Genomic DNA, 22,309 nt, shown 5'->3' on the forward strand with positions numbered 1-22,309 from the left:
GCGCCGCTAGATTCCGCGGCCGTTCTGCTGACCGATCACGCAGCGCCAGGCCGCCAGGCGTTCGGCCGGATGCTGGTTCATCCAGTCGGCAAGCTGCGGCGCGCCCATCAGGCAGGATTGAACCGAGACCTGCGCAAAGTCGGAGCTGGTGACGAGTTGTTCGTGGCAATTTGACGGTGAGGCGAGGCTGCAAAGCACGGCGACGATCTTGATCATGCGAGATTGCCCCTGTCGCTCTGGCGCGTATCGGCTCCGCCCGATTGCTCGCTGCCCGGATCGGTCGGCGGGAAGATGCTGTCGTAGATCGCGCGCGCTTCCTGGATGAGGCGAAGACGCTCGCGCTCGGACTTCGACACAAACTGAACAATCTGGCCCATATCGGTCTCCAATAGATGTCAGATCCATCATCAGATGATGGAAATCATTCCATGCGAATGTGGGGCGCCGGCTTCATCGTTGCAGCCGTGCAGGCAGTCACAGGGGATAAAAAACCCGTGACCGATCCGTTCCTAGGCGGACCGGAATACCGGATGGAACCGCGCCTCACGCGGCTGGCGCGCGTTCCTTCTGCCCCGGCACCGCCGCGAGCAGTTCGCGCGTGTAGGCATGCTCCGGCGAGGTGAACAGCTGCACCGTCGGCTTCAGCTCGACGATGGCGCCGCGCTGCATCACCGCGATGCGGTCGCAGATTTGCGCTGCGACGCGCAGGTCGTGGGTGATGAACAGCATCGACAGGCCGAGGCGCGCCTTGAGGTCTTCGAGCAGCTTGAGCACCTGCGCCTGCACCGAGACGTCGAGCGCCGAGACGGCTTCGTCGGCGACGATGATCTCGGGCTCGAGCGCGAGCGCGCGCGCAATGCCGATGCGCTGGCGCTGGCCGCCGGAGAATTCGTGCGGATAGCGCTCGAGCGCACCGGCGTCCAGGCCCACCATTTTGAGGAGATCGCGGGCGCGGTCGAACGCGACCTTCGGATCAATGCCGGCCGCGATCGGGCCGTCGGCGATGATGTTGCCGATCTTGCGCCGCGGATTGAGCGAGGCGAATGGATCCTGAAAGATCATCTGGATGCGATGGCGTTCAGCGCGCAGCGCCTTGCCCGAGAGCTGCGTGAGATCGGTGTCTCCAATCCGCACTGTGCCGCGGTCGGCCTCGATCAGCCGCATCACGAGCCGCGCCACCGACGATTTGCCCGAGCCGGATTCGCCGACGAGGCCCAGCGTCTCGCCCTTGAGGATATTGAAATTGACTGCGCGCGCGGCATCGACGCGGCGGTCCTCGCGAAACCAACCGCCGGAGGTGACGTAAGTCTTGTCCAGCCCGATCACCTCGACGGCCTTGGCCTGATCGTCGAGCGCTGCACGTTTCGGCGGGTGCATCGACGGCACGGCGGCGAGCAGCGCTTTGGTGTAATCGTGCTGCGGATCGTTGAACACGGTCGCAGCCGGGCCTTCCTCGACGACCCTGCCATGGCGGAGCACCACGACCTGGTCGGCGACATCTGCGACCACGCCGAAATCATGGGTGATGAACATCACCGCCATGTTGCGGTTGCGCTGGAGGTTGCGGATCAGCTTGAGGATCTGCGCCTGCGTGGTGACGTCGAGCGCAGTGGTCGGCTCGTCTGCGACCAGCACGGCCGGCTCGAGCGCGAGCGCCATCGCGATCATGGCGCGCTGGCGCTGGCCGCCGGAGAGCTGGTGTGGATAAGCCCGCACGATACGCTCGGGATCGGGCAGGCCGACCTCACGCGCCAGCGACAACGCCTTTGCGCGTCGCTCCCTGGGCGTCAGCAGGCCGTGCGCCTCGAACATCTCCGCCATCTGGTCGCCGATCCGCATCAACGGATTGAGCGCGGTCATCGGCTCCTGGAAGATCATCGCGAGGCGGCGGCCGCGCAGATCGCGCCAGCCGTCGTCGTCGAGCTTGAGCAGGTCGCGGCCTTCGAACTGGATCTCACCAGAGGTCACCGAAACGGTGTCCGGCAGCAGGCCCATCAGCGCATGTGCGCACATCGATTTGCCGGAGCCGGATTCGCCGACCACGCAGACGATCTTGCCGGGTCGCAAGTCGAGCGAGACGCCATCGACCGCGAAGGGACGCTCGGCGCCCTCAGGCAGCGCAATCTTGAGATTCTTGATCGAGACGGCGGGCGGGGCGGTCATCATCAGCGTCCCTCCCGCGATAGCCGCGGATTGAGCGCGTCATTGAGGCCTTCGCCGATCAGGTTCAACCCGAGCACCGAGATCAGGATCGCGACGCCGGGGAACACGGTGATCCACCAGGCCTGGCGGATCACGGTGCGGCCGGCGCCGACCATGTAGCCCCAGGAGATCAGATTGGGATCGCCCAAGCCAAGGAACGACAGCGAGGATTCCAACAGGATCGCGGTCGCGACCATCAGCGAGGCCAGCACGATCACGGGCGACAGCGCATTGGGCAGGATCTCGCGCAGGATGATCCTGCTGTTGCTCTGGCCCGTGACCACGGCAGCCTGGACATATTCGCGCGTGCGCAGCGACAACACCTCGCCGCGGACGAGGCGGGCCACTGGCGGCCAGCTCACCACCGCGATCGAGGTGACGATCGAATAGATCGAGGGCTGCAGGATCGCGACCAGCACGATCGCCAGTGCAAAGCTCGGAATGGTCTGGAAGAATTCGGTGAAGCGCATCAAGGCGTCGTCGACCTTGCCGCCGAAATAGCCGGCCATGGCGCCGATGGGAACGCCGACGACCAGCGCGGCCAGCGTCGAGATGAGGCCGACCAGCAGCGAGACTCGCGCACCAAAGATCATGCCGGCGAATACGTCGCGCCCCAATGCGTCGGTGCCGAGCGGCACGGTCGAAAGCGTGAAGGGCGGCAGGAACGGCCGCTGCACCATGCGCCAGGGCGAATTCGGGAACAGCAGCGGCCCGAACACGGCGATCGAGATCGCAAGCAGCAGGATGATGATCCCGATGACGCCGCTCGGGCTTCTCAGCATCGATGTCCAGAACTGCTTCATGATGCGAATTCGATGCGCGGGTCGACCAGGCGATAGACCAGGTCGGTGATGAGGTTGAAGATCAGCACCATGACCGAGCAGGTCACGAAGACGCCGAGCAGCAGATTGTAGTCGCGCTGCAGGAGCGCGTCGTACATCAGCCGCCCGATGCCGGGCCAGGCGAACACGGTCTCGGTGATGACGGCGCCGCCGATCAGCGTGCCGGCATGCACGCCGGCGAGTGTCACCACGGGCAGCAGCGCATTGCGCAGCACATGGCGGCGCTGAATGACGGAATCCGAGAGGCCCTTGGCGCGCGCGGTCTTGACGAAATCGAGCCGCTTCACCTCCAGCATCGAGGCGCGCGTCATCCGGGTGTAGGTCGCCATGAAGAACAGACCGAGCGTCATCGCCGGCATGATCAGGTGCTTTGCGACGTCGATGACATGAGCAAAGCCGGGCAAGTTCGCGCCGACCGTCTCGTAGCCGAAACTCGGCAGCCAATCGACCGTGACCGAGAACAGCAGGATGCCCATCAGCGCCACCCAGAAGATCGGCGTGGCGTAGAAGATCAGCGCAAAGATGGTGATGCCGGTGTCGAGGAAAGTCCCGGCGAAGCGGGCGGCGAAGGTGCCGAACAGAACGCCGAGGGCCAGCGAGATGGCAAATGCGGTGAGCGTGAGCAGCAGCGTCGCCGGCAGCCTCTCCGCGATCAGCTTCGCGACAGGTGCCTGCTGACGGAAGGAGAAGCCGAGATCGAGGGTCGCGATACCCTTGACGTAGATGAAGAGCTGCTCGGGCAGCGGCTTGTCGAGGCCGAATTTTTCCCGGAGCTGCTGCACGAAGATCTGGTCGCTGGCCCCGGCCTCGCCCGCCATCACCACAGCGGGGTCACCGGGGGCCAGCCGGATCAGGAAGAAATTGAGGACCACGATCGCAAGCAGGACGATCACGCCCTTGAGGACACGCTGGGCGACAAAGGAGAGCATCTATACTCGTATGCAGTTAGTTGGAGACGGTCTCGCCGGGACGAACACCTCTCCCCAACGGGGAGAGGTCGCGCCGCAGGCGCGGGTGAGGGGGCTCAGGTTCCGCGAGCTCAGGTTCGATGAGAAAGCGTAAGCCCTCACCCGGATCGCATCTGCGATGCGATCCGACCTCTCCCTCCGGGAGAGGTGGGCACCGCCATTCACTTGTCGAGCCACGCGTCCTTGAAGCCGTCATTGACCCCGATCCCCGTGGTGATCAGGTTCTTGACCTTGCAGCGCGTGATGGTCGGGAATTGCAGCTCGAGCATCCAGGCCACCGGCACGTCCTCGACCAGGATCTTCTGCGCCTTGTCGTAGATCTCCTTGCGCTTGCTATCAGGTGTTGCGACCGCGCCGTCGGCAAACAGCTTGTCGATCTCGGGATTGACGTAGCCCTCGGCGTTGTTGAAGACTTGGCCCTTGGCGATGTTGCTGGAGACGTAGTTGCGCCCCACCCCGAGCGCGGGATCGCCATACTGGTAGAGATAGGTGAAGGCGATATCGAAATCCCAGTCCATGATCTTCTGGTTGCCACCGGCGACATCGGTGGCGATGGTCTCGATGTTGATGCCGACGTCCTGGAGGTTCTGCTTCACCGCTTCGCCCCAGCGCTGCCAGGTCTCGCCATAGGCGAGCGGCAGCAGGCGGATCTTCTCGCCCTTGTAGCCGGCTTCCTTCAGCAGCGCCTTGGCCTTGGCCGGGTCGTAGGGGTATTTCGGCACGTCGCCGGTGTAGAACTTGATGGTCGAGGCCGACGGGCCGGTCGCGACCTTGCCGAGCCCGTTCCAGATCACGTCCTTGGCGAAGTCGCGGTCGATCGCATACATGATCGCCTGCCGCACCCGCTTGTCCGCGAGCGGGCCCTGGCGATTGTTCAGCCACAGCCAGGCCAGCGGCGAGAAGAACTCCCAGCCGGCACCGGTCACGCAGGTGTCCTTCAGCTTGGACAGCCGCGGCACGTCGAAGTTCTCAACCGAGCCGCCGGGCAGCACGTCGACCTTGCCGGTCTCATAGGCCACCGAGCGCGCGGCGGCGTCGGGAATGACCTGCCAGTAGATCTCGTCGAGATAGGGCTTGCCCTTCTCGTAATAGTTCGGGTTCTTGACCAGACGAATGAACGAGCCCTTCTGCCATTCCTTGAACATGAAGGGGCCGGTGCCGACGGGCGCGTTGTTGTAAGGATTGGTCTTCCAGTCGGTGCCTTCATAGAGATGCTTCGGCACCATCGGCATCGAGCCGACCTCGAAGATACCGAGGAACGGGCCGAACGGCTGCTTCAACGTGAAGATGACGGTGGTGTCGTCGGGCGCCTCGACCTTGTCGACCTGCACCAGATTGGCGCGGGCGCGTGCGTGGGTCTGCTTCAGCATCTCGATCGAGAACAGCACGTCGGCGGAGGTGAAGGGCTTGCCGTCGTGCCAGGTGACGCCCTTCCGGAGCTTGAACGTATAGGTCTTGGCGTCTTCGCTGACGTTCCAGCTTTCGGCGAGTTCCGGCAGCGGTTCGAGCTTGGGGCTGTAGCGCAACAGGCCCTCGAAAATGTTGCCCGACACCATCTGGACCGGACCGTTCTGAACCATCGCCAGCATCAGGCCGGGCGGCTCCGGCTGGATCACGGCATTGATCACGCCGCCCGCCTTCGGCTCCTGAGCCAGCGCGGAGGCCGTGAGGCCACAGGCCAGGAGGAGACCAAGCAACACTCGTTTCGACATGTCGTATCTTTCTCAAGCGCGACCGGCCGCAAACGCTTCGCGACATCTTCGCGCACCAAGCGACGGCCGGCCTTCCCAGTCCCCATCCGGGCGCGAGGCTCCCACGGTCCCGTTCCCCGCCGCAAGATGAAAGTCTCGACAGTGTCAGCACAAAAAATGTACAGCGCGTCCTGATATTCGCGTCGGGAGCCTTGCCTTGGTCACCTCAGTCCCGCGCGCCGAAATCCTTCCAGATAGTGCTGGCGGTCGGCATCGTTGGCCCAGGGCAGCTGCGTCGCGATCCAGTCCAGTGAGATATTGGGCTGGGTGCGGCGGAGCTCGCCCAGCGCCATGGCCGCCAGCGCGCTGTCGCCGGTCATGCCGGCGGAGACCGCGAGCACGCGATAGGCGCCGGTAAGTTCACCCCGGTGGCGGATCGCTTCGCGCGCCAGTGCAATGGCCTCGTCATAGCGCTGCTCGGTGAAGCGCGCATAGCCGGCAATGCCGTAATAGATCGCCAGCGATGGATCGCGCGGTGAGAGCCTGATCGCCTTCTGCGCCGCCTCGAACGAGTCGGAGGATCGCCCTGCATAGGACAGCGCAAGCGCGTAGTAGCCTTGCGCGAGCGAGAAGTTGGGATTGAGCGCGAGCGCCTGTTCGAACTCGCAGAGCGCGTCCGCCAGCCGCCGGGTCGAGAAGCAGACGCTGCCGAGCGCGGCATGGGCCCAGGCATTCTCATGGTCGCAGCGCATCGCCGCGAGCGCGGCGTTCTCCGCGATCGGCGCCGTCGCGGCAAGCTCCGCCCAGCCGAGATGCACGCCGAACATGTGGCTTGCCGCCAGCACCGCCAGCGCCTGGCCGTAATCAGGATCGATAGCGAGCGCGCGCTCGAGCAGCTTTTGCGCCGCGGCGTGGTCCTGCGGCGTGATCCGCCAGTAGTGCGAGAGCGCCTGCATCAGCAGGTCCCAGGCATCCAGGCTCGCTGGCGGCTTGCGCTGCGTGCGAAAATTCTCCGCGGCGTGGATCTGCGGCTCGATCGCCGCGACGATTCGCTCGGTGATCTCGTCCTGCACGGCGAACACGTCGACCAGCTCGCGGTCGTAGCGCTCGGCCCAGAGATGACCGCCGCTGCTGGCGTCGTTGAGCTGCGCGGTGATACGCACGCGGTTGTCCACTTTGCGCACGCTGCCCTCGACGATGTAACGGACGCCGAGCTCCTCGGCGATCTGCTTGATGTGGACCGCACGCCCCTTGTAGGTGAAAGACGAGTTGCGGGCGATCACGATGAACCAGCGCTGCTTCGACAGCGCGGTGAGGATGTCCTCGCTGATGCCGTCGCCGAAATAGTCCTGGGCGGGATCGCCGCTCATGTTCTCGAAGGCGAGGACGGCGATGCCCGGACGGTCGGTCGCGACGCGCGGGGAAACTGGCCCTGCCTCGGCCGGTACGGGCCTGGTTACCACTTCTTCCCGGACATCGCCGACGAAACGAAAGCCCTTCCGCGGAATCGTCTTGATCAGCCGCTGCGTCGCGCCGTCGTCGCCGAGCGCCCTGCGTGCGGCGTTGATCCGGCTGTTCAGCGCCGAATCCGAGACGATGCGGTCGCTCCAGATCTGGCTGATTAGGTCATCCTTGCTGACGACGCGGGCGCGCTCCGCAACGAGGTAAAGCAAGAGGTCAAACACCTGCGGCTGCAACGGCACGGTCGTCCCTGCGCAGGTCAGTTCGCGCAGGTCGCCGTCGAGCACGTTGTTTTCAAAGAAAAATCGCACGTTTTTGGTCGTCTCAAGCAAAAATCAAAGTCGTCTCAGGCGAAAATCAACCCTCCGCGAAAGTCTTCCGCAGTCCGGTCCGGCATGGTGCAGAGACCAAACAGTGCCGATGCCTCGGCACAACGGAGCTTTCTATGACCCAACTCGATCATCAGGTTCATTCCATCGGCCCGGAGATTGCGGGCTCACGCATTTTCAAGTTCATCGCCTTTCTTTACGGAATTGCGGCGTATGCCGTGTTTTTCGTCACCATTCTCTATGCCATCGGCTTTGTGATGGGGCTGGTGGTGCCGAAGACCATCGACACCGGTACCGATACGCCGACCGCCGAAGCAGTGATCATCAATCTCGTGCTGATGATGCTGTTCGCCGTTCAACACAGCGTGATGGCGCGCCCGCGCTTCAAGGCGTGGTGGACGCAATTCGTCCCCAAGCCGGTCGAGCGCTCGACCTATGTGCTGCTCGCGAGCCTGTCATTGCTCCTGCTGTTCTGGCTGTGGCGTCCGTTGCCGTCGGTCGTATGGGACGTCGCAAGCCCCGATCTTGCCGTGACGCTGGTCACGCTGTCCTTCGCGGGCTGGGCGCTGGTGTTCGCCTCGACCTTCGTCATCAATCATTTCGAATTGTTCGGACTGCATCAGGTGACCAATCATCTCGTCGGCAAGGAGGTGGAGCCGCCGCGATTCAAGACGCCGCTGTTCTACAAATTCGTCCGTCATCCGATCTATCTCGGCTTCATCATCGCCTTCTGGGCGGCACCGACCATGACTGCTGGCCATCTGCTGTTCGCAGCCGTGACCACGGCCTACATCTTCGTCGGCATCGCGCTGGAGGAGCACGATCTCGTCGACCTCTTCGGCGACGAATACCGGCAGTACAAACAACGGGTGTCGATGCTTATTCCCTGGCGCCGGTCGGTTTAGCCGTGCGTCCTCTGCCACGTGTCCGCCGAACGGAGGATGCGTGGCAGCGGTTCATTTGTAAGCCAAGAATTTCTATCCCAATCCATCTCAGGAGAACCAAGATGAAACATGTCGGACACTGCTTCTGCGGCGCGGTCACCATCGAGGTCACGGGCGAGCCGGCCGCGATGGGCTATTGCCATTGCCGCTCCTGCCGCTCCTGGTCGGGCGGGCCGGTGAACGCCTTCAGCCTGTGGAAGCCCGAAGCCGTGCGCATCACCGAAGGCGCACAGAATGTCGAGACCTTCGCCAAGACCCCGCTCAGCCAGCGCAAATATTGCAGGAAGTGCGGCGGGCATCTGATGACCAATCACCCGCCGCTCGATTTGATCGACGTGTTCACGGCAACTGTCCCGACGCTCGCCTTTGCTCCCGGCGTCCACGTCAACTATTCCGAGACGGTGCTGCCGATGCGCGACGGCCTGCCCAAGCTGAAGGATTTTCCCGCTGAGTTCGGCGGCAGCGGCGAGATGATGCAGGAGTAGGGCGCTCCCGCCTCACGCTAGATCTCCCCCGCAAGCGGGGAGAGATCTTCGCTACCTCATCCCCGCGCGCCGAAAACCTTCGAGATAATGCGCGCGGTCCTCTTCGCGCAGCATCGGCAGCTCCCGCGTGATCCAGGCGAGCGAGATGCCGGGCTGGGCGCGGTGCAATCCTTCCAGCGCAGCGGCGGCCAGGAGGGGATCGCCTGACATGCCGGCGGCGGCCGTCAGCACGCGGTGCGCGCCGACGAAATCGGCCCGCTGTCGCATTGATTCCCGCGCCATCTGCATGGCGCCCTCGTAGTTGCGGCCGATGAACTGGGCATAGGCGGCGACACCGCAATAGGTCGCCGCGAGCGGATCGCGCGGGCTCAGCCGCAGCGCGCGGCGCGCGGCCGCATCGCCGTCCTGCCATCGTCCCGCGTAGCACAGCGTCACGCCGTAGAAGGCGTGCGCCATCGCGCAGTTCGGATTGAGCCGCAAGGCAAGCTCGAACTCGGCCAGCGCGTCGTCGAAGCGGCGGCGGAACAGATAAGTATAGGCGAGGCCGAGATGGGCAAAGGCGTCCTCGCGATCGGCCTCTACCGCGGCAAGCGCCGCGCGTTCGGCGACCGGCACGGTCGCGGCCATATCGGCCCAACCCATATGCGCACCAAAAATGTGGCTGGTCGCGAGCAGGCCCAGCGCCTTGCCATAGGCCGGGTCGATCGCGATCGCCTGCTCGAGCAGCCTCTGCGCCGATGCATTGTCCTCGCGCGTGACGCGCCAGTAATGCGACAGCGCGCGCATCACGAAGTCCCAGGCATCGAGGCTGCCCGGCGGCTTCTGCTGCGCGCGAAAATTTTCCGCGGCGTAAAGCTGCGGCTCGATCGCGGCGACGATGGCGTCGGTGATCTCGTCCTGCACGGCAAAGATGTCGGCAAGCTCGCGGTCGTAGCGCTCGGCCCAGAGATGACCGCCGGTCGAGACGTCGTTGAGCTGGGCGGAGATGCGGACGCGGCCACCGCTTCGCCGCACGCTGCCCTCGACCACGTAACGCACGCCGAGCTCGCGCGCGATCTCGTCGAGATGCACGGACCGGCCCTTGTAGACGAAGGACGAGTTGCGGGCGACGACGAAGAACCAGCGTAGTTTCGACAGCGCGGTGATGATGTCTTCGCTGATGCCGTCGGAGAAATAGTCCTGCTCGCGGTCGTCGCTCATATTGGTGAAGGGCAGCACGGCGATCGCGGGGCGATCGGGCAGCGCAGGAGCCGCGTGCGACGGCGTGACGCTGCCGCGCGATTCCACCGTCGCGCCTCTGGACTTGGTCTCGACGCTGCCGACGAAGCGAAAGCCCTTTCGCGCAATGGTGCGGATCAGCGCCTGGTTCGCCCCGGTGTCGCCGATCGCCTTGCGCGCGGCATTGATCCGGCTCGTCAAGGTCGATTCGGAGACGCTGCGGCCGTGCCAGATCTTGTCGATCAGCTCGTCCTTGCTGACGACCCGGTCGCGGTTCTCCATGAGGTGGACCACGAGATCGAAAACCTGCGGTTCCACGGCAACGGGGACCTGCTCGCGGCTCAGTTCGCGCAAGTCGGTGTCGAGAAGATGGTCCCGGAACAGAAACTGCACGTCGAAAACTCGGACCTCGCGGCGACTTCAGGGCAATGATGAATCAAAATGGATTTCGACTTGAAGCCTGTGAGTCGGCCGGGAGGTCGATCAGGTTCACCGCGACATCGGATGGCTGCTATGCCATTTGCGCGGAGGAATACAGCTTGAACGAGAGGTGATCGAGGCGGCGGCGCACAATCTCGAGATCGTCTCCCGGCTTCGCCGGCCCGGCTCTGGTGCATGTCAAACCGTGAATGTCCATTGCCGGGCACCGCCGGCCGCGTAAGCTACCTCTCACTCACAACGACAGCTGCAAAGAAACGCCCATGCCCGCTTTTCCCGCCTCGACCACCGTGCTCGATTCCATGCTGTTCCGCGATGCCTTCGGCACGCCTGCGATGCGTGAGGTATTTTCCGACGTCGCGCTCGTCGCGCGTTACGCCGAGGTCGAGGTGGCGCTGGCCAAGGCGGAGGCGCGATGCGGCGTGATCCCGCAAGCTGCCGCCGACCAGATCGCGGCGCGGACCGACGTCACGGCGCTCGACTTCGATCTGTTGCGGCAGGAGACCGACATCGTCGGCTATCCGATCCTGCCTCTGGTGCATCAGATGGTGAAGCAGTGCGGCGAGGCCGGCCGTTACGTGCATTGGGGCGCGACCACGCAGGACATCATGGACACCGCCGTGGTGCTGCAGCTGCGCGCCGGATTGGAGATCATCGAGCGCGATATCGCCGAGCTGCGAAGGATCCTCGCGGACCTCTCGCAGCGCCATCGCGACACGCCGATGGCTGGCCGCACCCATCTCCAGCAGGCGCTGCCGGTGACCTTCGGCTACAAGACCGCGATCTGGCTTGCGATGTTCGACCGCCATGCCGAACGTCTCGTTCAACTGAAGCCGCGCGTGCTGGTCGGCCAGTTCGCCGGCGCGGCCGGCACGCTGGCCTCGCTCGGCGCCAAGGGGTTCGAGGTGCAGGAGGCGCTCTGCGCCGAGCTCAAGCTCGGTGTTCCCGCCTCGACCTGGCACGTCGCCCGCGACGGTTTTGCGGAAGCGGTGAATTTCCTCGCGCTGGTCACCGGCTCGCTCGGCAAGATCGCGCTCGATATCATGATCATGGCCTCGACCGAGTTCGCCGAGGTCTACGAGCCCTTCGTCAAGGGGCGCGGCGCCTCCTCGACCATGCCGCAGAAGCGCAACCCGATCTCGTCGGAGCTGATGCTGGCAGCAAGCAAGGCCGTGCGCCAGCAGGCGGGCCTGATGCTGGATGCCATGGTGCAGGATTTCGAACGCGCCACAGGTCCCTGGCACGCCGAATGGATGGCGATCCCCGAAGGCTTTGTGCTCACCGCAGGCGCCCTGCACCAGGCGAAGTTCGCGCTCGCCGGCCTCATCGTGGACGAGGCCAGGATGAACGACAATCTCGCCCTTAGTCGCGGTCTGATTGTGGCCGAAGCGGCCATGATGGGGTTGGCGCCGCAGATGGGACGGCAGGAGGCGCATGACGTGGTCTACGATGCCTGCCGGCTGGCCAATGAGAAGGGTCTGACCCTTGCGGACGCGCTGTCGTCCGATCCCCGCGTCTCCGTCAGGATCGATCGTGCCACAATCGAGGCCCTCACTTCACCGAAAAATTACCTCGGCCTTGCGCCTGAAATGGTCGATCGGGTGCTGAGATCGGCAACGCGTTGAAAACCAAGATGCGTGAAACTGCGTATCTTTCAGGCTTCGCAAGGCGCTCGCACACTTGTGTCTCGTGATGCTAGACTTAGATTGAACTGTAGATTCCGACAGAGGGCCCGGCATGACCGATCAACGCAATTCCGCCACGTCCATCGATCCCGTGAAACTCGACCGGTTGGCCGAGGTGGCGGTGAAGGTGGGACTGGGCTTGCGGCCGGGACAGGATCTTCTTCTGACGGCGCCTGCGATCGCGCTGCCGCTGGTGCGGCGCATCGCCGTCCACGCCTACAAGGCCGGTGCCGGTATCGTGACGCCGATCCTCTCCGACGAAGAGATGACGCTGGCGCGCTACCGCTACGGCCAGGACAACAGCTTTGATCGCGCCGCCAACTGGCTCTACGAGGGCATGGCGAAGGCGTTCTCGGACAACACCGCGCGGCTCGCCATCGTCGGCGACAATCCGATGCTGTTGTCGGGGGAGGATCCTTCCAAGGTCGCGCGCGCCAGCAAGGCCAATTCCATGGCCTATCAGCCGGCGCTGGAAAAGATCGTCAATTTCGACACCAACTGGAATATCATCGCCTATCCGAGCCCGTCCTGGGCGAAGCAGGTCTTCCCCAATGATCCCGAAGAGGTTGCGATCGGCAAGCTCGCGGATGCGATCTTCGCGGCGTCCCGCGTCGATCGCGAGGACGCCATTGCGAATTGGGCGAGCCACAATGCGGTGCTGCGCGAGCGCACCAACTGGCTCAACGGCCAGCGTTTTCGCGCGCTGCAATATTCCGGTCCCGGCACCGACCTCACCATCGGTCTCGCCGATGGCCACGAATGGGAAGGCGGCGCCTCGCTGTCCAAGAACGGCATCAGCTGCAATGCCAACATTCCAACCGAAGAGGTCTTCACCACGCCGCATTGCCGGCGGGTCTATGGCCATGTCATGAGCTCGAAGCCGCTGTCCTACCAGGGCACGTTGATCGACAACATCGCGGTGCGCTTCGAGGATGGCAAGATCGTCGATGCCAAGGCTTCACGCGGCGCGGAGGTGCTGAACAAGGTGCTCGACACCGATGAGGGCGCGCGCCGGCTCGGCGAAGTGGCGCTGGTGCCGCATTCCTCGCCGATCTCGCAGAGCGGCCTGTTGTTCTACAACACGCTGTTCGACGAGAACGCAGCATCCCACATCGCGCTCGGCCAATGCTATTCGAAGTGCTTCATCAATGGCGCCCAACTGACGCCGCAGCAGATCGCCGCGCAAGGCGGCAATCAGAGCCTGATCCATATCGACTGGATGATCGGCTCGGCCGAGACCGACATCGACGGCATCCTGGCCGACGGCAGCAAGGTGCCGGTATTCCGCAAGGGCGAGTGGGCGAAGTAAAGGTTTCTACACCTCTCCCCGTCGGGGAGAGGTGAACATCGCGGCGGGATCTCGCCTGAAATCAAACTCTAATGATTTGCCTCACGCCGCCGCGTTGCGCAGCATCGGGTTGTTGTCGATGCTGAAGCGGTTGAACAATGTCGTGAACGGGCTGCCGTCGGTGGCACGCACGATGGCGTCGGACGCCGCGACCGCCTCGTAGAGCGCGCCGACCGGATCGTCGGCCTCCGGCAGGCCGAGGCGCGCCCGGATTTCCTCTCTCGCCTCGTTGACGTCGTCCTCGTCCTCGAGTGTCGCCTCGAGCGCATCCGCCGCGCGCCGCATCTGCTGGAGATCGCCGCCGGCGGAGAATTTGAGGATGTCGAGCCAATAGGGGCGGGCAACGACGAGCTGGATGAACGCCTCGAAGCTCTCGGCGATGATACCCGCGCGACCGTCCGATGAGACGTAGAGCACATGTTGCGACGGCAGCAGCACGAAGGCGCCGCCTGAGGCGTCACTGCCGATCTGCCGGGGGCTTTCGATGCCGTCGATGTTGAACCAGAGCTCTTCGTCTGGTGCGAATGAGACATCAAGGCTCTCGAGCCAGGCGACGACCTCGCCTTGGGCTGTCAGAACCTCCGGGGTCAGGGGCATCATGGGCTCCTTTTCGGTCTTTCCGCGCATTTTGTCGCACCCCGCAAAAGACCGGTTCATGTGCGCGAATTTGCAGGGGAATCCCGGCGTTAACAGGTTTGCGTCTGCAACTTGCGGTGGATTGTCGGTGCCAAGCGTAAGGAAGAATTAAAAACCGGGGACTAGCGTTCCCATCATCTTTCGAAACAATCCGGGATTAAACCCGGTTAATCATATTGTACCTGGGGAAACGGATGTCGCAGGCATCGATTGAAATTGGTAGTTGCAATGTCGATCTCGAGCTGCGGCCGATCGAGCCGGCCTGGATCATCGAAGGCAACCCGGTGTCGCGCTCGCACATCCTCTCGACCAGCTCGGATGGCACCTCCTCGACCATCATCTGGTCCTGCACCGAAGGCCGCTTCAATTGGTACTATGATTTCGACGAGACGATCATGATCCTGGAAGGATCGATCGTGCTCGAAAGCGATGGCTTGCCGCCGAAGCGCTATGGCGTCGGCGACGTCATCTTCTTCCGCGACGGCGCGCATGCCAAATGGCATGTCGAGGGTCACGTCAAGAAGATCGCCTTCTGCCGCAAGACCAACCCGGCCGTCATCGGCTTCATGATCCGCGTCGTCAACAAGCTCAAGCGCATGTTCCTCTCGCCCGTCGAACGCCGTCCGGCGACGCTCATGGGTGCCGGCTAGTCTTCATCAAATTCAAGGACGCTTCCCAGCGACCACGACGGAAGAGGGGACGGGACCAACATCCCGGCCCCTCTTTCGCGTCATGACGGCAGTTCGAGCCGGTAAAAGTCGGTCGCGGTCCGCGAGAACAGCGCCGTCTTTTCCGCCTCGCTCATCGGTGCCGCAATGCGCTTGAAAGCGTTGAAGATCACTTGGTAGCTGCACTGGCCTTTATCGGGCGGGAAATTGCTTTCGAACATCGCGCGCGTCGGCCCGAACGCCTCAATGCAGGTCTCGACATAAGGCTTCCACGCCGCGGCAAGCTCTTCCGATGACGGCGGCCTCTCGCGCAGATGGAAGTCGTAGCCGAGCAGGCACATCGCGAGCCCGCCAAGCTTCACCACCACGTTCTCGCAACGGGCGATCTCCCGGATCGAAGCGCGCCACTCTGGAAACACCTCTTCACGCCGTCCGGCAAAGCGGCCGACGCCGGCCGGGCCGCCGCAATGGTCGAGCACGATCCTGGTGTCGGGGAAGGCGCGCGCCAGCTCGGTGAGCTCGCCGATCTGCGGATGAAACAGCCAGGCATCGAAGCTGAGGCCAAGCGGCGCAAGGCAGGCAAAGCCCCTGCGGAAGGCCGGATCCTGCAACAATCCCTTCGGCCGGTTCGCATACATGCCGGCGACGACCGGGTCCTGGTCCCAGGCGGACGAATGCCTGATACCGCGGAAGCGGCCATTGCCGGCGGCGATCTCCGCCTCCAGCACGGGCCTTGCCGCATCGCCGAGCAGCAGGTTCACATGGCTGACGATGCCGGCGCAGATCGCCGCCCTGCCGTAACCGCCGCTCGCGCTCATCGCCGCGACGCCGTTGGCGAACTCGACCTCGCCGACGGGTCGGAACGCCTCGGGCCCGTACGCGCGGTACATCGAGCGGCAATCGACATAGACGGTGGCGATGATGTTGTGGCCGGAAGAGATGTCGGCGGCCATCTCCTCGATCAGGTAGCGATGGCCGCGATTCCAGAGATGATGATGCGGATCGACGATCGGCCTGGCGGGATCGATGATCTCTTCCTGATGCTGCGCGAGCCAGTCCTCGCGCGGTTCGACGAAGAGCCCGCTGGTGTTGGCGGGCAGACCGCTTGCAGCCATCGACATTCGCTCCCTCATGTTTTTGTGACGGGAGCCTACCACCTCATTTGACTGCGCGGCAGCGCGGCTTGTGCAAGCGCGCCCTCCGTGGCGAGCGCAGCAATGTTCCGCTCAGCCCTTGCGCCGCCTCGCCCTTACATCGACCACCAGCCGCCAATCGGCCTCCGCCGCGGGCTTGACCTCGCCGAGCCAGTGGAAGGAGTCCGTGGTGATCTCGGTAAAACTCCAGCGCGTCAGGTCACCGGCTTCGGTCGTGCCCTCCTGCACGATGTCTTCGCCGCGCGGGCGGCCGATCTGCTGTCGGAATACACGGCGTCCGGGATCGAACCAGGAAATCCGCCACGCGGAAATGGTGGGATCGTAGATCCGCAGCGTCGTGCCGTACCAATTGCCGGCGATCGGAAAGGCGGGGCCATCAGCGCGACGGGGAATGATCCAGACATCCTGCACGGCCCGTCCTTCCAGCACCCAGCCGAAATGGATCTCGCCGGGCGCGGTGTGCTCCGTTCCATCAGCGCCGTGGGCCGTGATCTCGGCGTCCCAATCGCCGACGAAGCGGCCATAGAGCTGAAGCGCCGCCGCGTGTTCGGGGTTGGGACCATCCGCGTGCAATAATCTGGCAAGGCCGGTCATGTCGATCTCCTGTTGGCCAGGGAGATCAGCACGACCGGCCGAGAACCGACTTGGAGAAAATTGCCGTCGATGGCTCAGGTCTTGTGCAAGGACAGATCTCCGACGCCCCGGCCAGCCTTGTCGCTCGTCGGATGACTCTCTGGGCGTTCCGCGCACCAGATGACGATCACCGAGATAATGACGAGCCCCGCGCCAAGCAGCATCATGCGAGAGAACGGCTCGCCGAGCACGAGAGTGCCGAGCAGCACGGCGATGACAGGATTGACGAACGTGTAGGTCGATACCAGCGAGGTCGAGACATTCTCCAATAGCCAGTTGTAGGCAACGAATCCGATCACGCTGCCCGAGATGATCAGCCAAAGCGCGGCCGCAAGCGACGTCGGCGAGACGTCGCCCGGTCTGAAGCCGCCGATCTCGCCCGACAGCCAGCTGATTGCGAACAACACCATGCCTCCGACCGAAAGCTGCATCCCCGACAGCAGAATGGCGGACGCCTGGCTCGACATGCGTCGGGACAGAACCGTCCCTGTTGACCACGACAGCGCCGCAAGCAGCAGCCCGACGATGGGAAGCATGCCGATGCCGGCCTGCTCGACGTGCTGCCATGCGACGAGTCCAACGCCGAAGAAGCCCGGTACTAGTGCGAGCAGAGCAAGGGGCCTTGGTCGCTGATCGTCGGGAAACAGGACGTCGATCAACAGGATCCAGAACGGGATTGTGGCGAGCACGATCGCCGCCACGCCGGAAGGAACCGACTGCTGCGCGAAGGCGAGCACGCCATGGCAGCCCACGAAAAAGAGCAGCCCGCACAGACTCGCATTGATCCACGTCCGCAACGGCACAGTCGCGACCTGCCTGCCGCTCATGGCCAGCAACACGATGCCGCCGCAGAACGAGCGAAGCGCCATCAGCAAGAACGGCGGGATCGATTTCAATCCCAACGTGATGGCGAAATAGGTGGAACCCCAAAGCAAATAGATGGCGCCAAACGCGCCGATGACCAGGAACCTTCTGCTCATGATTGCTCCGATCGAGGATGATCTCGACGCAACCAAGTCGGAGCGGGGTCATGCGTTCCGGTGTCGGCCTCAGACCCCGTCGAGGATGATCACCGTCGGCGTCGTCGGCAGCGTATCCCGTGAGATCCGCAAGGAGCGCTCGGGGCGGCGGTCGATCTCGAATTGCCGGCCGATGCGTTGCATGAACTCGTCGAGCGGGGTGGCGAAGCGGTGCATCGGCAACACCACCGAGGCACGCAGCCGCTTGGTGATCTCCGAAACGCCATCGAGCGACATGGTGTAGGTGCCGTCGATCGGCACCATCACGATGTCGAGCCGGCCGATCTGCGCAAAATGGCTGTCGTCCAGCTTGTGGTGGAGATGGCCGAGGTGCCCGATGCACAGGCCCGCGACCTCGAAGATGAAGATCGAATTGCCGTCGCGGATCATGTTGATGCCGGAATCGTCGCCGAAATAGCGGCGGATGTCGGTCGTGACGTTGCGGATGAAGCTATCGCCGATGCGCTCCGAAATGACCGCCGGCTTGCCGTCCTCGCCCCAGCCATGCAGCACGTGGGGAATGCGCTTGTCCGGATTGAGCGAATAGTGGGTGCTGTGCGCCCGGTTCATGGTGACGACATCGGGCAGCCGGCCCACTTGATATGCGCCGCTGTAATCGGTCGCGATGCGCACGCCGCCCGGCGTGTCGATGAAATAGGTGGAGTGACCGGCATAGGTGATCTCGACCTCAGGCGCGGCGGCGGCCTGCCTGAAAGCGACGGGTAAGGCGCGGGGCGCAGCATTCGCCATCGCCAGGCATTCGCTGCGCTGAGGCGGCTGCTGGGCCAGGGCCGGTGAGAGACACGCGCTCAACAGCGCAATCGCCGCCGAAATAAGTCGCCGCATGAAATGCATCCCCGATGACCTCGGGGGAAAGTCTAGCGTGCAACGCAGCGGGTCGCCAACAGGACGCAATCAACAGCGCGTCAGTGTCGCACCGTCAGCCCCTGCCTTTAATCGCGCCTCGGACTGAACTTCCAGGTCATCGCCACCAGGCCCGCGGTGATCAGGCCGCTGACGATGCCGGCGGTCGGCAGCGTCAGCAGCAGCGCGGCGGTGGCGGCCCAGCCGATCGAGGAGAAGGCTTCGGCAAAGGTCGCAAGCCGCGACGAGGTCTGGCGGCGACGGAACTGGCTGCGCCGGGCCTGGACCCGGAACCAGAGCTGGATCGCGGTGGCGGAGGCCGCGCCGATGATGATCATGGTGGCCGTGATGGCCGCCTGGAATGGTGAAGCAAAAACCAGCGCGGCCACCAGCGGGCAGAAGATGATTGCGATCGCGATCAGCACCACTTCGATCTTGGCGCGGATGACGCTTGAGGGCGTCAGCGGCGCGGTCGCGACCAGGTCCGGCGCGTCCTCGCCCGAGATCGTCAGCCAGGCGAGCCCGCCGGCGAGCTGACCCGCGGCCATCACGATCACGGGCGTGATCAGCGTCAGCGCCGCGGAGCTGTCGCCAAAGCTACGCCAGAGCAACAGCGCCGGCGGCACCAGATAGAGCAGCTGCATCAGGGTCTGCGAGATCAGCCAGGGATCGCGACAGAGCAGCACGAACTCCTTGCGCCGCAGCGCCTGTTGCCGCGAGCCGCCGCGGAACGGACGTTCCTTCGCGCGCTTGCGGCCGGACGTGCCGTAAGCGGCAGCGTCGATTGCGGTGTCGGCGAAGCGGCCCGAGAAGATCGTCATCACGCATCCGAGCAACATCAGCCCCAGCGCGAGAAGCAGCAGCAGCGCCTTGACATCGCCCATGGTGGCTCGCGCCGGCCACCACCAGATACTGTCGATGTCGGGCGCGTGGGCGGCGAGGGCGCCTGAGGTCAGGATGGTGAAGCGCGACAGCGTGCCGTAGGAGACGATCGCCGCGACCTGGAGCGCGATCACGAAGCCCGCACCGATGATCGCAGCCAGGATCTGGGCGACGAAGCGCGTTCGCGCCGGGCCGATCAGGCGGAACAGGAGAATCGTGACGGCGATCGCGATCGCCGCGGCCGACAGGCCCATCGCGATGACCACGCCGAAGGCGGCAAGCCAGCGCACACCGCCACCGATCAACAGCACGTCGATGAACGGCGTCGAGAACAGCAGCGCCATCATCGTGACGGTGAGTGCGATTGCGGCGATGCGCACCGAGAACAGATTGGCGAGCGTTGCCGGCGAGGACATGATGAGATCGAGATCGGCGCGGGCGTAAAACACCCGCGTCACCGATTCGATCGCCTGCGAGACCATCAGGGTCCAGGCGAGGAAGATCGTCGCCGAGATCACGATCAGCGAGGATTTGTCGAGCGGCAATTGCAGATTGGCGAAGCGGCCGATCACCGCCCAGGCCGGGACATGCAGCAGTGCGGCGAAGAACAACAGCCCGATCATGGCGGCGCGGGCGCGCCGGCGCCGGCCACCGGTCATCATGGCGAACCATTCGCGCCAGGCGAGGCGGAGCTCGTGACGGGCAAACCAGGAGAGCGCGGTCGCCGAGCTCATGCCGCGTCCTGCAGCGTCACCAGGGCGATGAAGAGATCTTCGAGACTGGTGTCGGCATGGCCGTTCTGCTGGCGCAGCTCGGTCAGCGTGCCCTCCGCGACGAGACGGCCCGCGGCAATCACGCCGATGCGGTCGGCCATGCGCTCGGCGACCTCGAGAATATGCGTCGTCATGATCACGGTGCAGCCGGCCCGGACGCGCATCCCGAGCAGCCCCTTCACATTGCGGGCCGAGACGGCGTCGAGGCCCGTCAGCGGCTCGTCGAGAATGATGAGGCGGGGATCGTGCACCAGTGCGCCGGCAAGCGCCACCTTCTGGCGCATGCCCTTGGAGAAACCTTCGCAGCGCTCGTGCCGGTGCGGCTCAAGCCCGAGCGAGCTCACCAGCTCCTCGGCGACCGGTTTCGACGCTGAAGGCGCAATGCCCCAGAGGCCGGCGACGAATTCGAGGTACTCAAGCGGTGTGAGCTTGTCATAGATCATCGGCTCGTCCGAGACCCATGCCATCACCTGCTTGGCCGCGACGGGATTCGCGAGCGCATCAATGCCGAAGATCGAAACGCCGCCCTCATCGGGCCTGAGCAGGCCCGCGACCATGCGCAACGTGGTGGTCTTGCCGGCACCGTTAGGGCCGACCAGCGCATAGAATTCGCCGGCATGAATGGTGAGATCGAGGTTGTCGACCGCCAAGCGGTCAAAACGCTTCGTTAACCCTCGGACTTCGAGCGCCGAGCTGTCCGGCTTCATGACGGTCATACCAACAGGTTCTGCATCGGTCGCGACCATGACCCGAACATGTTTCGGCCTCCTGAATCGCGCTGCCGCAAATGCGGTCACTTGCGAGGTCATCTGCAAATGGGAGCGCGGCAGCGGTCCGTAAAGAGGGCCTACCGGATCCCGCAGGATCGCTGCACCTTCCTCGGTCACCTTGAGCGGGCAGGCCTTGGATGTAGTTACCGGACTGCGAGCTGGATCAATGTGCCTCGGTCGAGACGTGCTGGCTGTCGACGCCCGCGAGCCGCACGGGCTCGCCGACATATCTCAGCACGGCGGACTGATAGAGCACGAACAGCGGCTGATAGTTGCGCGCGTCGTCATCCTCGACCATCGTCATGCGGCGGTTGTCCAGCATCAGCCAGTGGCCGTCGAGCCTTGCGGAGGCAATGGCATGGCCTTCGCCGCTCCTGATATCGCGCACCACGACGAGGCGGAGGTCCTCGGCGGCGACGCCGGCAAGCCGCAACGCGGCCAGCTTGGCGATGGCGTAATCCTCGCAATCGCCGGCGCCGCGCTGGAAGGTCTCCAGCGGCGAGCTCCAGATATCTTCGGCGCCGTCACTCTCGGCGTGGATGGCGAGGTTGATGGCGCGGTTGGTCTCGCCGAGCCGCGCGCGGCCGTCGCGGGTGCGGGCCTCGTCGACGATGGCGAGCAGCTTCAGCGCCGCGGGCGAAGCGCAATTGTCGCGATCGCCGTCGCACAGCACGAGCTGCACCATGTCGTCGTCGAGCTTCTCCTTCAGTCCAAGCCATTTCTGCCGCATGCCTCCGCTCGAAATGGCGAAGGCGAACACGCCGAACGGCTCGGCTGATTTGCGTATGAGCGCGCCCGCGCCCGGCGACAGCAAATTGGCTGCGCGAAGATCGGCGGCCGATCCGAGCAGGATCAATCCGCACAGCATAAGGATAGCGCGCCAGGCGCGCGAGCGAGCAGCGGTCTTCATCTGACATCCCTGTCCGGCTTCGACGGGTCCCTCTTGACCTGGACGCGCCGGGCTTTGTTGCTTTCGCGAAGATGGTGCGAGACGGGGCGTTTTGTTCTGCTTAACGCGCGCGGCAGGGGGCCGACTGGCGGGGAGCACGCTCAACCGCTCCTTCTCGGACTCCGTAAAATCTTACAGGCCCGGGCAACGAGAGACGCCGCCGCGAAATCAACGGGAGTGCAGTCGGAAGTTGCGGGAAGCGATTCTGCTTCCATGGCTAATGACCAGCTATTTTACGGGTTCTGTTAGTTAGGTCACAGATTTAGCTCCGTATTTGCCACAGTATGGCCCGGGGTGCCGCGAAGAAAAGATGACATAAGTATCCGATGGATGGTTAATACCATCGAATA

Annotated in this window: 21 protein-coding genes; 5 read left to right on the forward strand and 16 right to left on the reverse strand. The window is 64.1% G+C overall.

All coding sequences use genetic code 11. The annotated features are described in order from the left end of the window. Positions 1 to 6 precede the first annotated feature (6 nt). The 7 genes from XH80_RS14300 to XH80_RS14330 all read right to left on the reverse strand — a co-directional run bounded on the left by XH80_RS14300 (position 7) and on the right by XH80_RS14330 (position 7,475). A complete protein-coding gene (locus XH80_RS14300; protein ID WP_057746117.1) occupies positions 7 to 216 on the reverse strand; it encodes a hypothetical protein in 210 nt (69 codons plus the stop codon). Continuing rightward, positions 213 to 377 carry a hypothetical protein gene (locus tag XH80_RS14305; RefSeq protein WP_271599107.1) on the reverse strand — a complete coding sequence of 55 codons (165 nt, stop codon included), beginning with the start codon at positions 375 to 377 and terminating at the stop codon, positions 213 to 215. The genes XH80_RS14300 and XH80_RS14305 overlap by 4 nt, the downstream gene beginning before the upstream one ends. A gap of 166 nt (positions 378 to 543) precedes the next feature. Further along, complete coding sequence (locus XH80_RS14310) at positions 544 to 2,163, reverse strand: ABC transporter ATP-binding protein (protein WP_271599187.1); 1,620 nt, start codon at positions 2,161 to 2,163, stop codon at positions 544 to 546. 2 nt (positions 2,164 to 2,165) lie between these two features. Continuing rightward, positions 2,166 to 3,005 carry an ABC transporter permease gene (locus XH80_RS14315; RefSeq protein WP_271599108.1) on the reverse strand — a complete coding sequence of 280 codons (840 nt, stop codon included), beginning with the start codon at positions 3,003 to 3,005 and terminating at the stop codon, positions 2,166 to 2,168. Continuing rightward, positions 3,002 to 3,973, reverse strand: a complete 972-nt coding sequence (locus XH80_RS14320) for an ABC transporter permease (RefSeq protein WP_271599109.1) — start codon at positions 3,971 to 3,973, stop codon at positions 3,002 to 3,004. The genes XH80_RS14315 and XH80_RS14320 overlap by 4 nt, the downstream gene beginning before the upstream one ends. A 200-nt stretch (positions 3,974 to 4,173) precedes the next feature. Beyond that, on the reverse strand, positions 4,174 to 5,724 hold the full coding sequence (locus XH80_RS14325) for an ABC transporter substrate-binding protein (protein WP_271599110.1): 1,551 nt from the start codon (positions 5,722 to 5,724) through the stop codon (positions 4,174 to 4,176). Between the two features lie 200 nt (positions 5,725 to 5,924). Beyond that, positions 5,925 to 7,475, reverse strand: coding sequence for a winged helix-turn-helix domain-containing tetratricopeptide repeat protein (locus XH80_RS14330; RefSeq protein ID WP_271599111.1), 1,551 nt, complete (start codon positions 7,473 to 7,475; stop codon positions 5,925 to 5,927). A 134-nt stretch (positions 7,476 to 7,609) separates the two neighbouring features. On the opposite strand from XH80_RS14330, the gene mddA reads away from it, so the two are divergent. Together mddA and XH80_RS14340 are read left to right on the forward strand one after the other, a co-directional pair. Continuing rightward, positions 7,610 to 8,398 carry a methanethiol S-methyltransferase gene (mddA, locus tag XH80_RS14335; protein WP_271599112.1) on the forward strand — a complete coding sequence of 263 codons (789 nt, stop codon included), beginning with the start codon at positions 7,610 to 7,612 and terminating at the stop codon, positions 8,396 to 8,398. A gap of 101 nt (positions 8,399 to 8,499) precedes the next feature. Next, positions 8,500 to 8,922 (forward strand): GFA family protein, encoded by a 423-nt coding sequence (locus XH80_RS14340; RefSeq protein WP_271599113.1) that lies wholly within the window; start codon positions 8,500 to 8,502, stop codon positions 8,920 to 8,922. 51 nt (positions 8,923 to 8,973) lie between these two features. Here the strand turns inward: XH80_RS14340 and XH80_RS14345 are convergent, their stop codons facing one another. Then, positions 8,974 to 10,533: a winged helix-turn-helix domain-containing tetratricopeptide repeat protein gene (locus XH80_RS14345; RefSeq protein ID WP_271599114.1), complete on the reverse strand. Its 1,560-nt coding sequence runs from the start codon at positions 10,531 to 10,533 to the stop codon at positions 8,974 to 8,976. Between the two features lie 308 nt (positions 10,534 to 10,841). On the opposite strand from XH80_RS14345, the gene pcaB reads away from it, so the two are divergent. Both pcaB and XH80_RS14355 read left to right on the forward strand, forming a co-directional pair. Continuing rightward, positions 10,842 to 12,203, forward strand: coding sequence for a 3-carboxy-cis,cis-muconate cycloisomerase (gene pcaB / locus XH80_RS14350; protein WP_271599115.1), 1,362 nt, complete (start codon positions 10,842 to 10,844; stop codon positions 12,201 to 12,203). Between the two features lie 112 nt (positions 12,204 to 12,315). Next, on the forward strand, positions 12,316 to 13,572 hold the full coding sequence (locus XH80_RS14355; RefSeq protein WP_271599116.1) for an aminopeptidase: 1,257 nt from the start codon (positions 12,316 to 12,318) through the stop codon (positions 13,570 to 13,572). Between the two features lie 81 nt (positions 13,573 to 13,653). Here XH80_RS14355 and XH80_RS14360 read toward each other — a convergent pair whose 3' ends face one another. Further along, positions 13,654 to 14,208, reverse strand: a complete 555-nt coding sequence (locus tag XH80_RS14360) for a hypothetical protein (RefSeq protein ID WP_271599117.1) — start codon at positions 14,206 to 14,208, stop codon at positions 13,654 to 13,656. Positions 14,209 to 14,441: 233 nt separating this feature from the next. On the opposite strand from XH80_RS14360, the gene XH80_RS14365 reads away from it, so the two are divergent. Beyond that, on the forward strand, positions 14,442 to 14,897 hold the full coding sequence (locus XH80_RS14365; protein WP_271599118.1) for a cupin domain-containing protein: 456 nt from the start codon (positions 14,442 to 14,444) through the stop codon (positions 14,895 to 14,897). 80 nt (positions 14,898 to 14,977) lie between these two features. Here XH80_RS14365 and XH80_RS14370 read toward each other — a convergent pair whose 3' ends face one another. The 7 genes from XH80_RS14370 to XH80_RS14400 form a co-directional block, all read right to left on the reverse strand. Further along, on the reverse strand, positions 14,978 to 16,030 hold the full coding sequence (locus XH80_RS14370) for an amidohydrolase family protein (RefSeq protein ID WP_271599119.1): 1,053 nt from the start codon (positions 16,028 to 16,030) through the stop codon (positions 14,978 to 14,980). Positions 16,031 to 16,141: 111 nt separating this feature from the next. Continuing rightward, complete coding sequence (locus XH80_RS14375; RefSeq protein ID WP_271599120.1) at positions 16,142 to 16,663, reverse strand: hypothetical protein; 522 nt, start codon at positions 16,661 to 16,663, stop codon at positions 16,142 to 16,144. A 74-nt stretch (positions 16,664 to 16,737) separates the two neighbouring features. Continuing rightward, on the reverse strand, positions 16,738 to 17,682 hold the full coding sequence (locus XH80_RS14380) for an EamA family transporter (protein WP_271599121.1): 945 nt from the start codon (positions 17,680 to 17,682) through the stop codon (positions 16,738 to 16,740). A gap of 69 nt (positions 17,683 to 17,751) precedes the next feature. Beyond that, positions 17,752 to 18,567: an MBL fold metallo-hydrolase gene (locus tag XH80_RS14385; protein ID WP_271599122.1), complete on the reverse strand. Its 816-nt coding sequence runs from the start codon at positions 18,565 to 18,567 to the stop codon at positions 17,752 to 17,754. A gap of 107 nt (positions 18,568 to 18,674) precedes the next feature. After that, the gene (locus tag XH80_RS14390) at positions 18,675 to 20,201 is read right to left on the reverse strand and encodes a permease (protein WP_271599123.1); all 1,527 of its coding nucleotides are present in this window, start codon (positions 20,199 to 20,201) and stop codon (positions 18,675 to 18,677) included. After that, positions 20,198 to 20,947: an ABC transporter ATP-binding protein gene (locus XH80_RS14395; RefSeq protein ID WP_271599188.1), complete on the reverse strand. Its 750-nt coding sequence runs from the start codon at positions 20,945 to 20,947 to the stop codon at positions 20,198 to 20,200. The genes XH80_RS14390 and XH80_RS14395 overlap by 4 nt, the downstream gene beginning before the upstream one ends. 226 nt (positions 20,948 to 21,173) lie before the next feature. Then, positions 21,174 to 21,920, reverse strand: coding sequence for a transglutaminase-like cysteine peptidase (locus XH80_RS14400; protein WP_271599124.1), 747 nt, complete (start codon positions 21,918 to 21,920; stop codon positions 21,174 to 21,176). Between the last annotated feature and the right edge of the window lie 389 nt (positions 21,921 to 22,309).

Origin of the sequence: Bradyrhizobium sp. CCBAU 45384, assembly GCF_028128665.1 — a bacterium.
GTDB classification, from domain to species: Bacteria; Pseudomonadota; Alphaproteobacteria; order Rhizobiales; family Xanthobacteraceae; genus Bradyrhizobium; species Bradyrhizobium manausense.

Excerpts from the sequence above, each read along its gene's own strand:
- XH80_RS14300 (WP_057746117.1), bottom strand. The coding sequence starts at position 216 with ATGATCAAGATCGTCGCCGTGCTTTGCAGCCTCGCCTCACCGTCAAAT.
- XH80_RS14305 (WP_271599107.1), bottom strand. The coding sequence starts at position 377 with ATGGGCCAGATTGTTCAGTTTGTGTCGAAGTCCGAGCGCGAGCGTCTT.
- XH80_RS14310 (WP_271599187.1), bottom strand. The coding sequence starts at position 2,163 with ATGACCGCCCCGCCCGCCGTCTCGATCAAGAATCTCAAGATTGCGCTG.
- XH80_RS14315 (WP_271599108.1), bottom strand. The coding sequence starts at position 3,005 with ATGAAGCAGTTCTGGACATCGATGCTGAGAAGCCCGAGCGGCGTCATC.
- XH80_RS14320 (WP_271599109.1), bottom strand. The coding sequence starts at position 3,973 with ATGCTCTCCTTTGTCGCCCAGCGTGTCCTCAAGGGCGTGATCGTCCTG.
- XH80_RS14325 (WP_271599110.1), bottom strand. The coding sequence starts at position 5,724 with ATGTCGAAACGAGTGTTGCTTGGTCTCCTCCTGGCCTGTGGCCTCACG.
- mddA (WP_271599112.1), top strand. The coding sequence starts at position 7,610 with ATGACCCAACTCGATCATCAGGTTCATTCCATCGGCCCGGAGATTGCG.
- XH80_RS14340 (WP_271599113.1), top strand. The coding sequence starts at position 8,500 with ATGAAACATGTCGGACACTGCTTCTGCGGCGCGGTCACCATCGAGGTC.
- pcaB (WP_271599115.1), top strand. The coding sequence starts at position 10,842 with ATGCCCGCTTTTCCCGCCTCGACCACCGTGCTCGATTCCATGCTGTTC.
- XH80_RS14355 (WP_271599116.1), top strand. The coding sequence starts at position 12,316 with ATGACCGATCAACGCAATTCCGCCACGTCCATCGATCCCGTGAAACTC.
- XH80_RS14360 (WP_271599117.1), bottom strand. The coding sequence starts at position 14,208 with ATGCCCCTGACCCCGGAGGTTCTGACAGCCCAAGGCGAGGTCGTCGCC.
- XH80_RS14365 (WP_271599118.1), top strand. The coding sequence starts at position 14,442 with ATGTCGCAGGCATCGATTGAAATTGGTAGTTGCAATGTCGATCTCGAG.
- XH80_RS14370 (WP_271599119.1), bottom strand. The coding sequence starts at position 16,030 with ATGGCTGCAAGCGGTCTGCCCGCCAACACCAGCGGGCTCTTCGTCGAA.
- XH80_RS14375 (WP_271599120.1), bottom strand. The coding sequence starts at position 16,663 with ATGACCGGCCTTGCCAGATTATTGCACGCGGATGGTCCCAACCCCGAA.
- XH80_RS14380 (WP_271599121.1), bottom strand. The coding sequence starts at position 17,682 with ATGAGCAGAAGGTTCCTGGTCATCGGCGCGTTTGGCGCCATCTATTTG.
- XH80_RS14385 (WP_271599122.1), bottom strand. The coding sequence starts at position 18,567 with ATGCGGCGACTTATTTCGGCGGCGATTGCGCTGTTGAGCGCGTGTCTC.
- XH80_RS14390 (WP_271599123.1), bottom strand. The coding sequence starts at position 20,201 with ATGAGCTCGGCGACCGCGCTCTCCTGGTTTGCCCGTCACGAGCTCCGC.
- XH80_RS14395 (WP_271599188.1), bottom strand. The coding sequence starts at position 20,947 with ATGAAGCCGGACAGCTCGGCGCTCGAAGTCCGAGGGTTAACGAAGCGT.
- XH80_RS14400 (WP_271599124.1), bottom strand. The coding sequence starts at position 21,920 with ATGAAGACCGCTGCTCGCTCGCGCGCCTGGCGCGCTATCCTTATGCTG.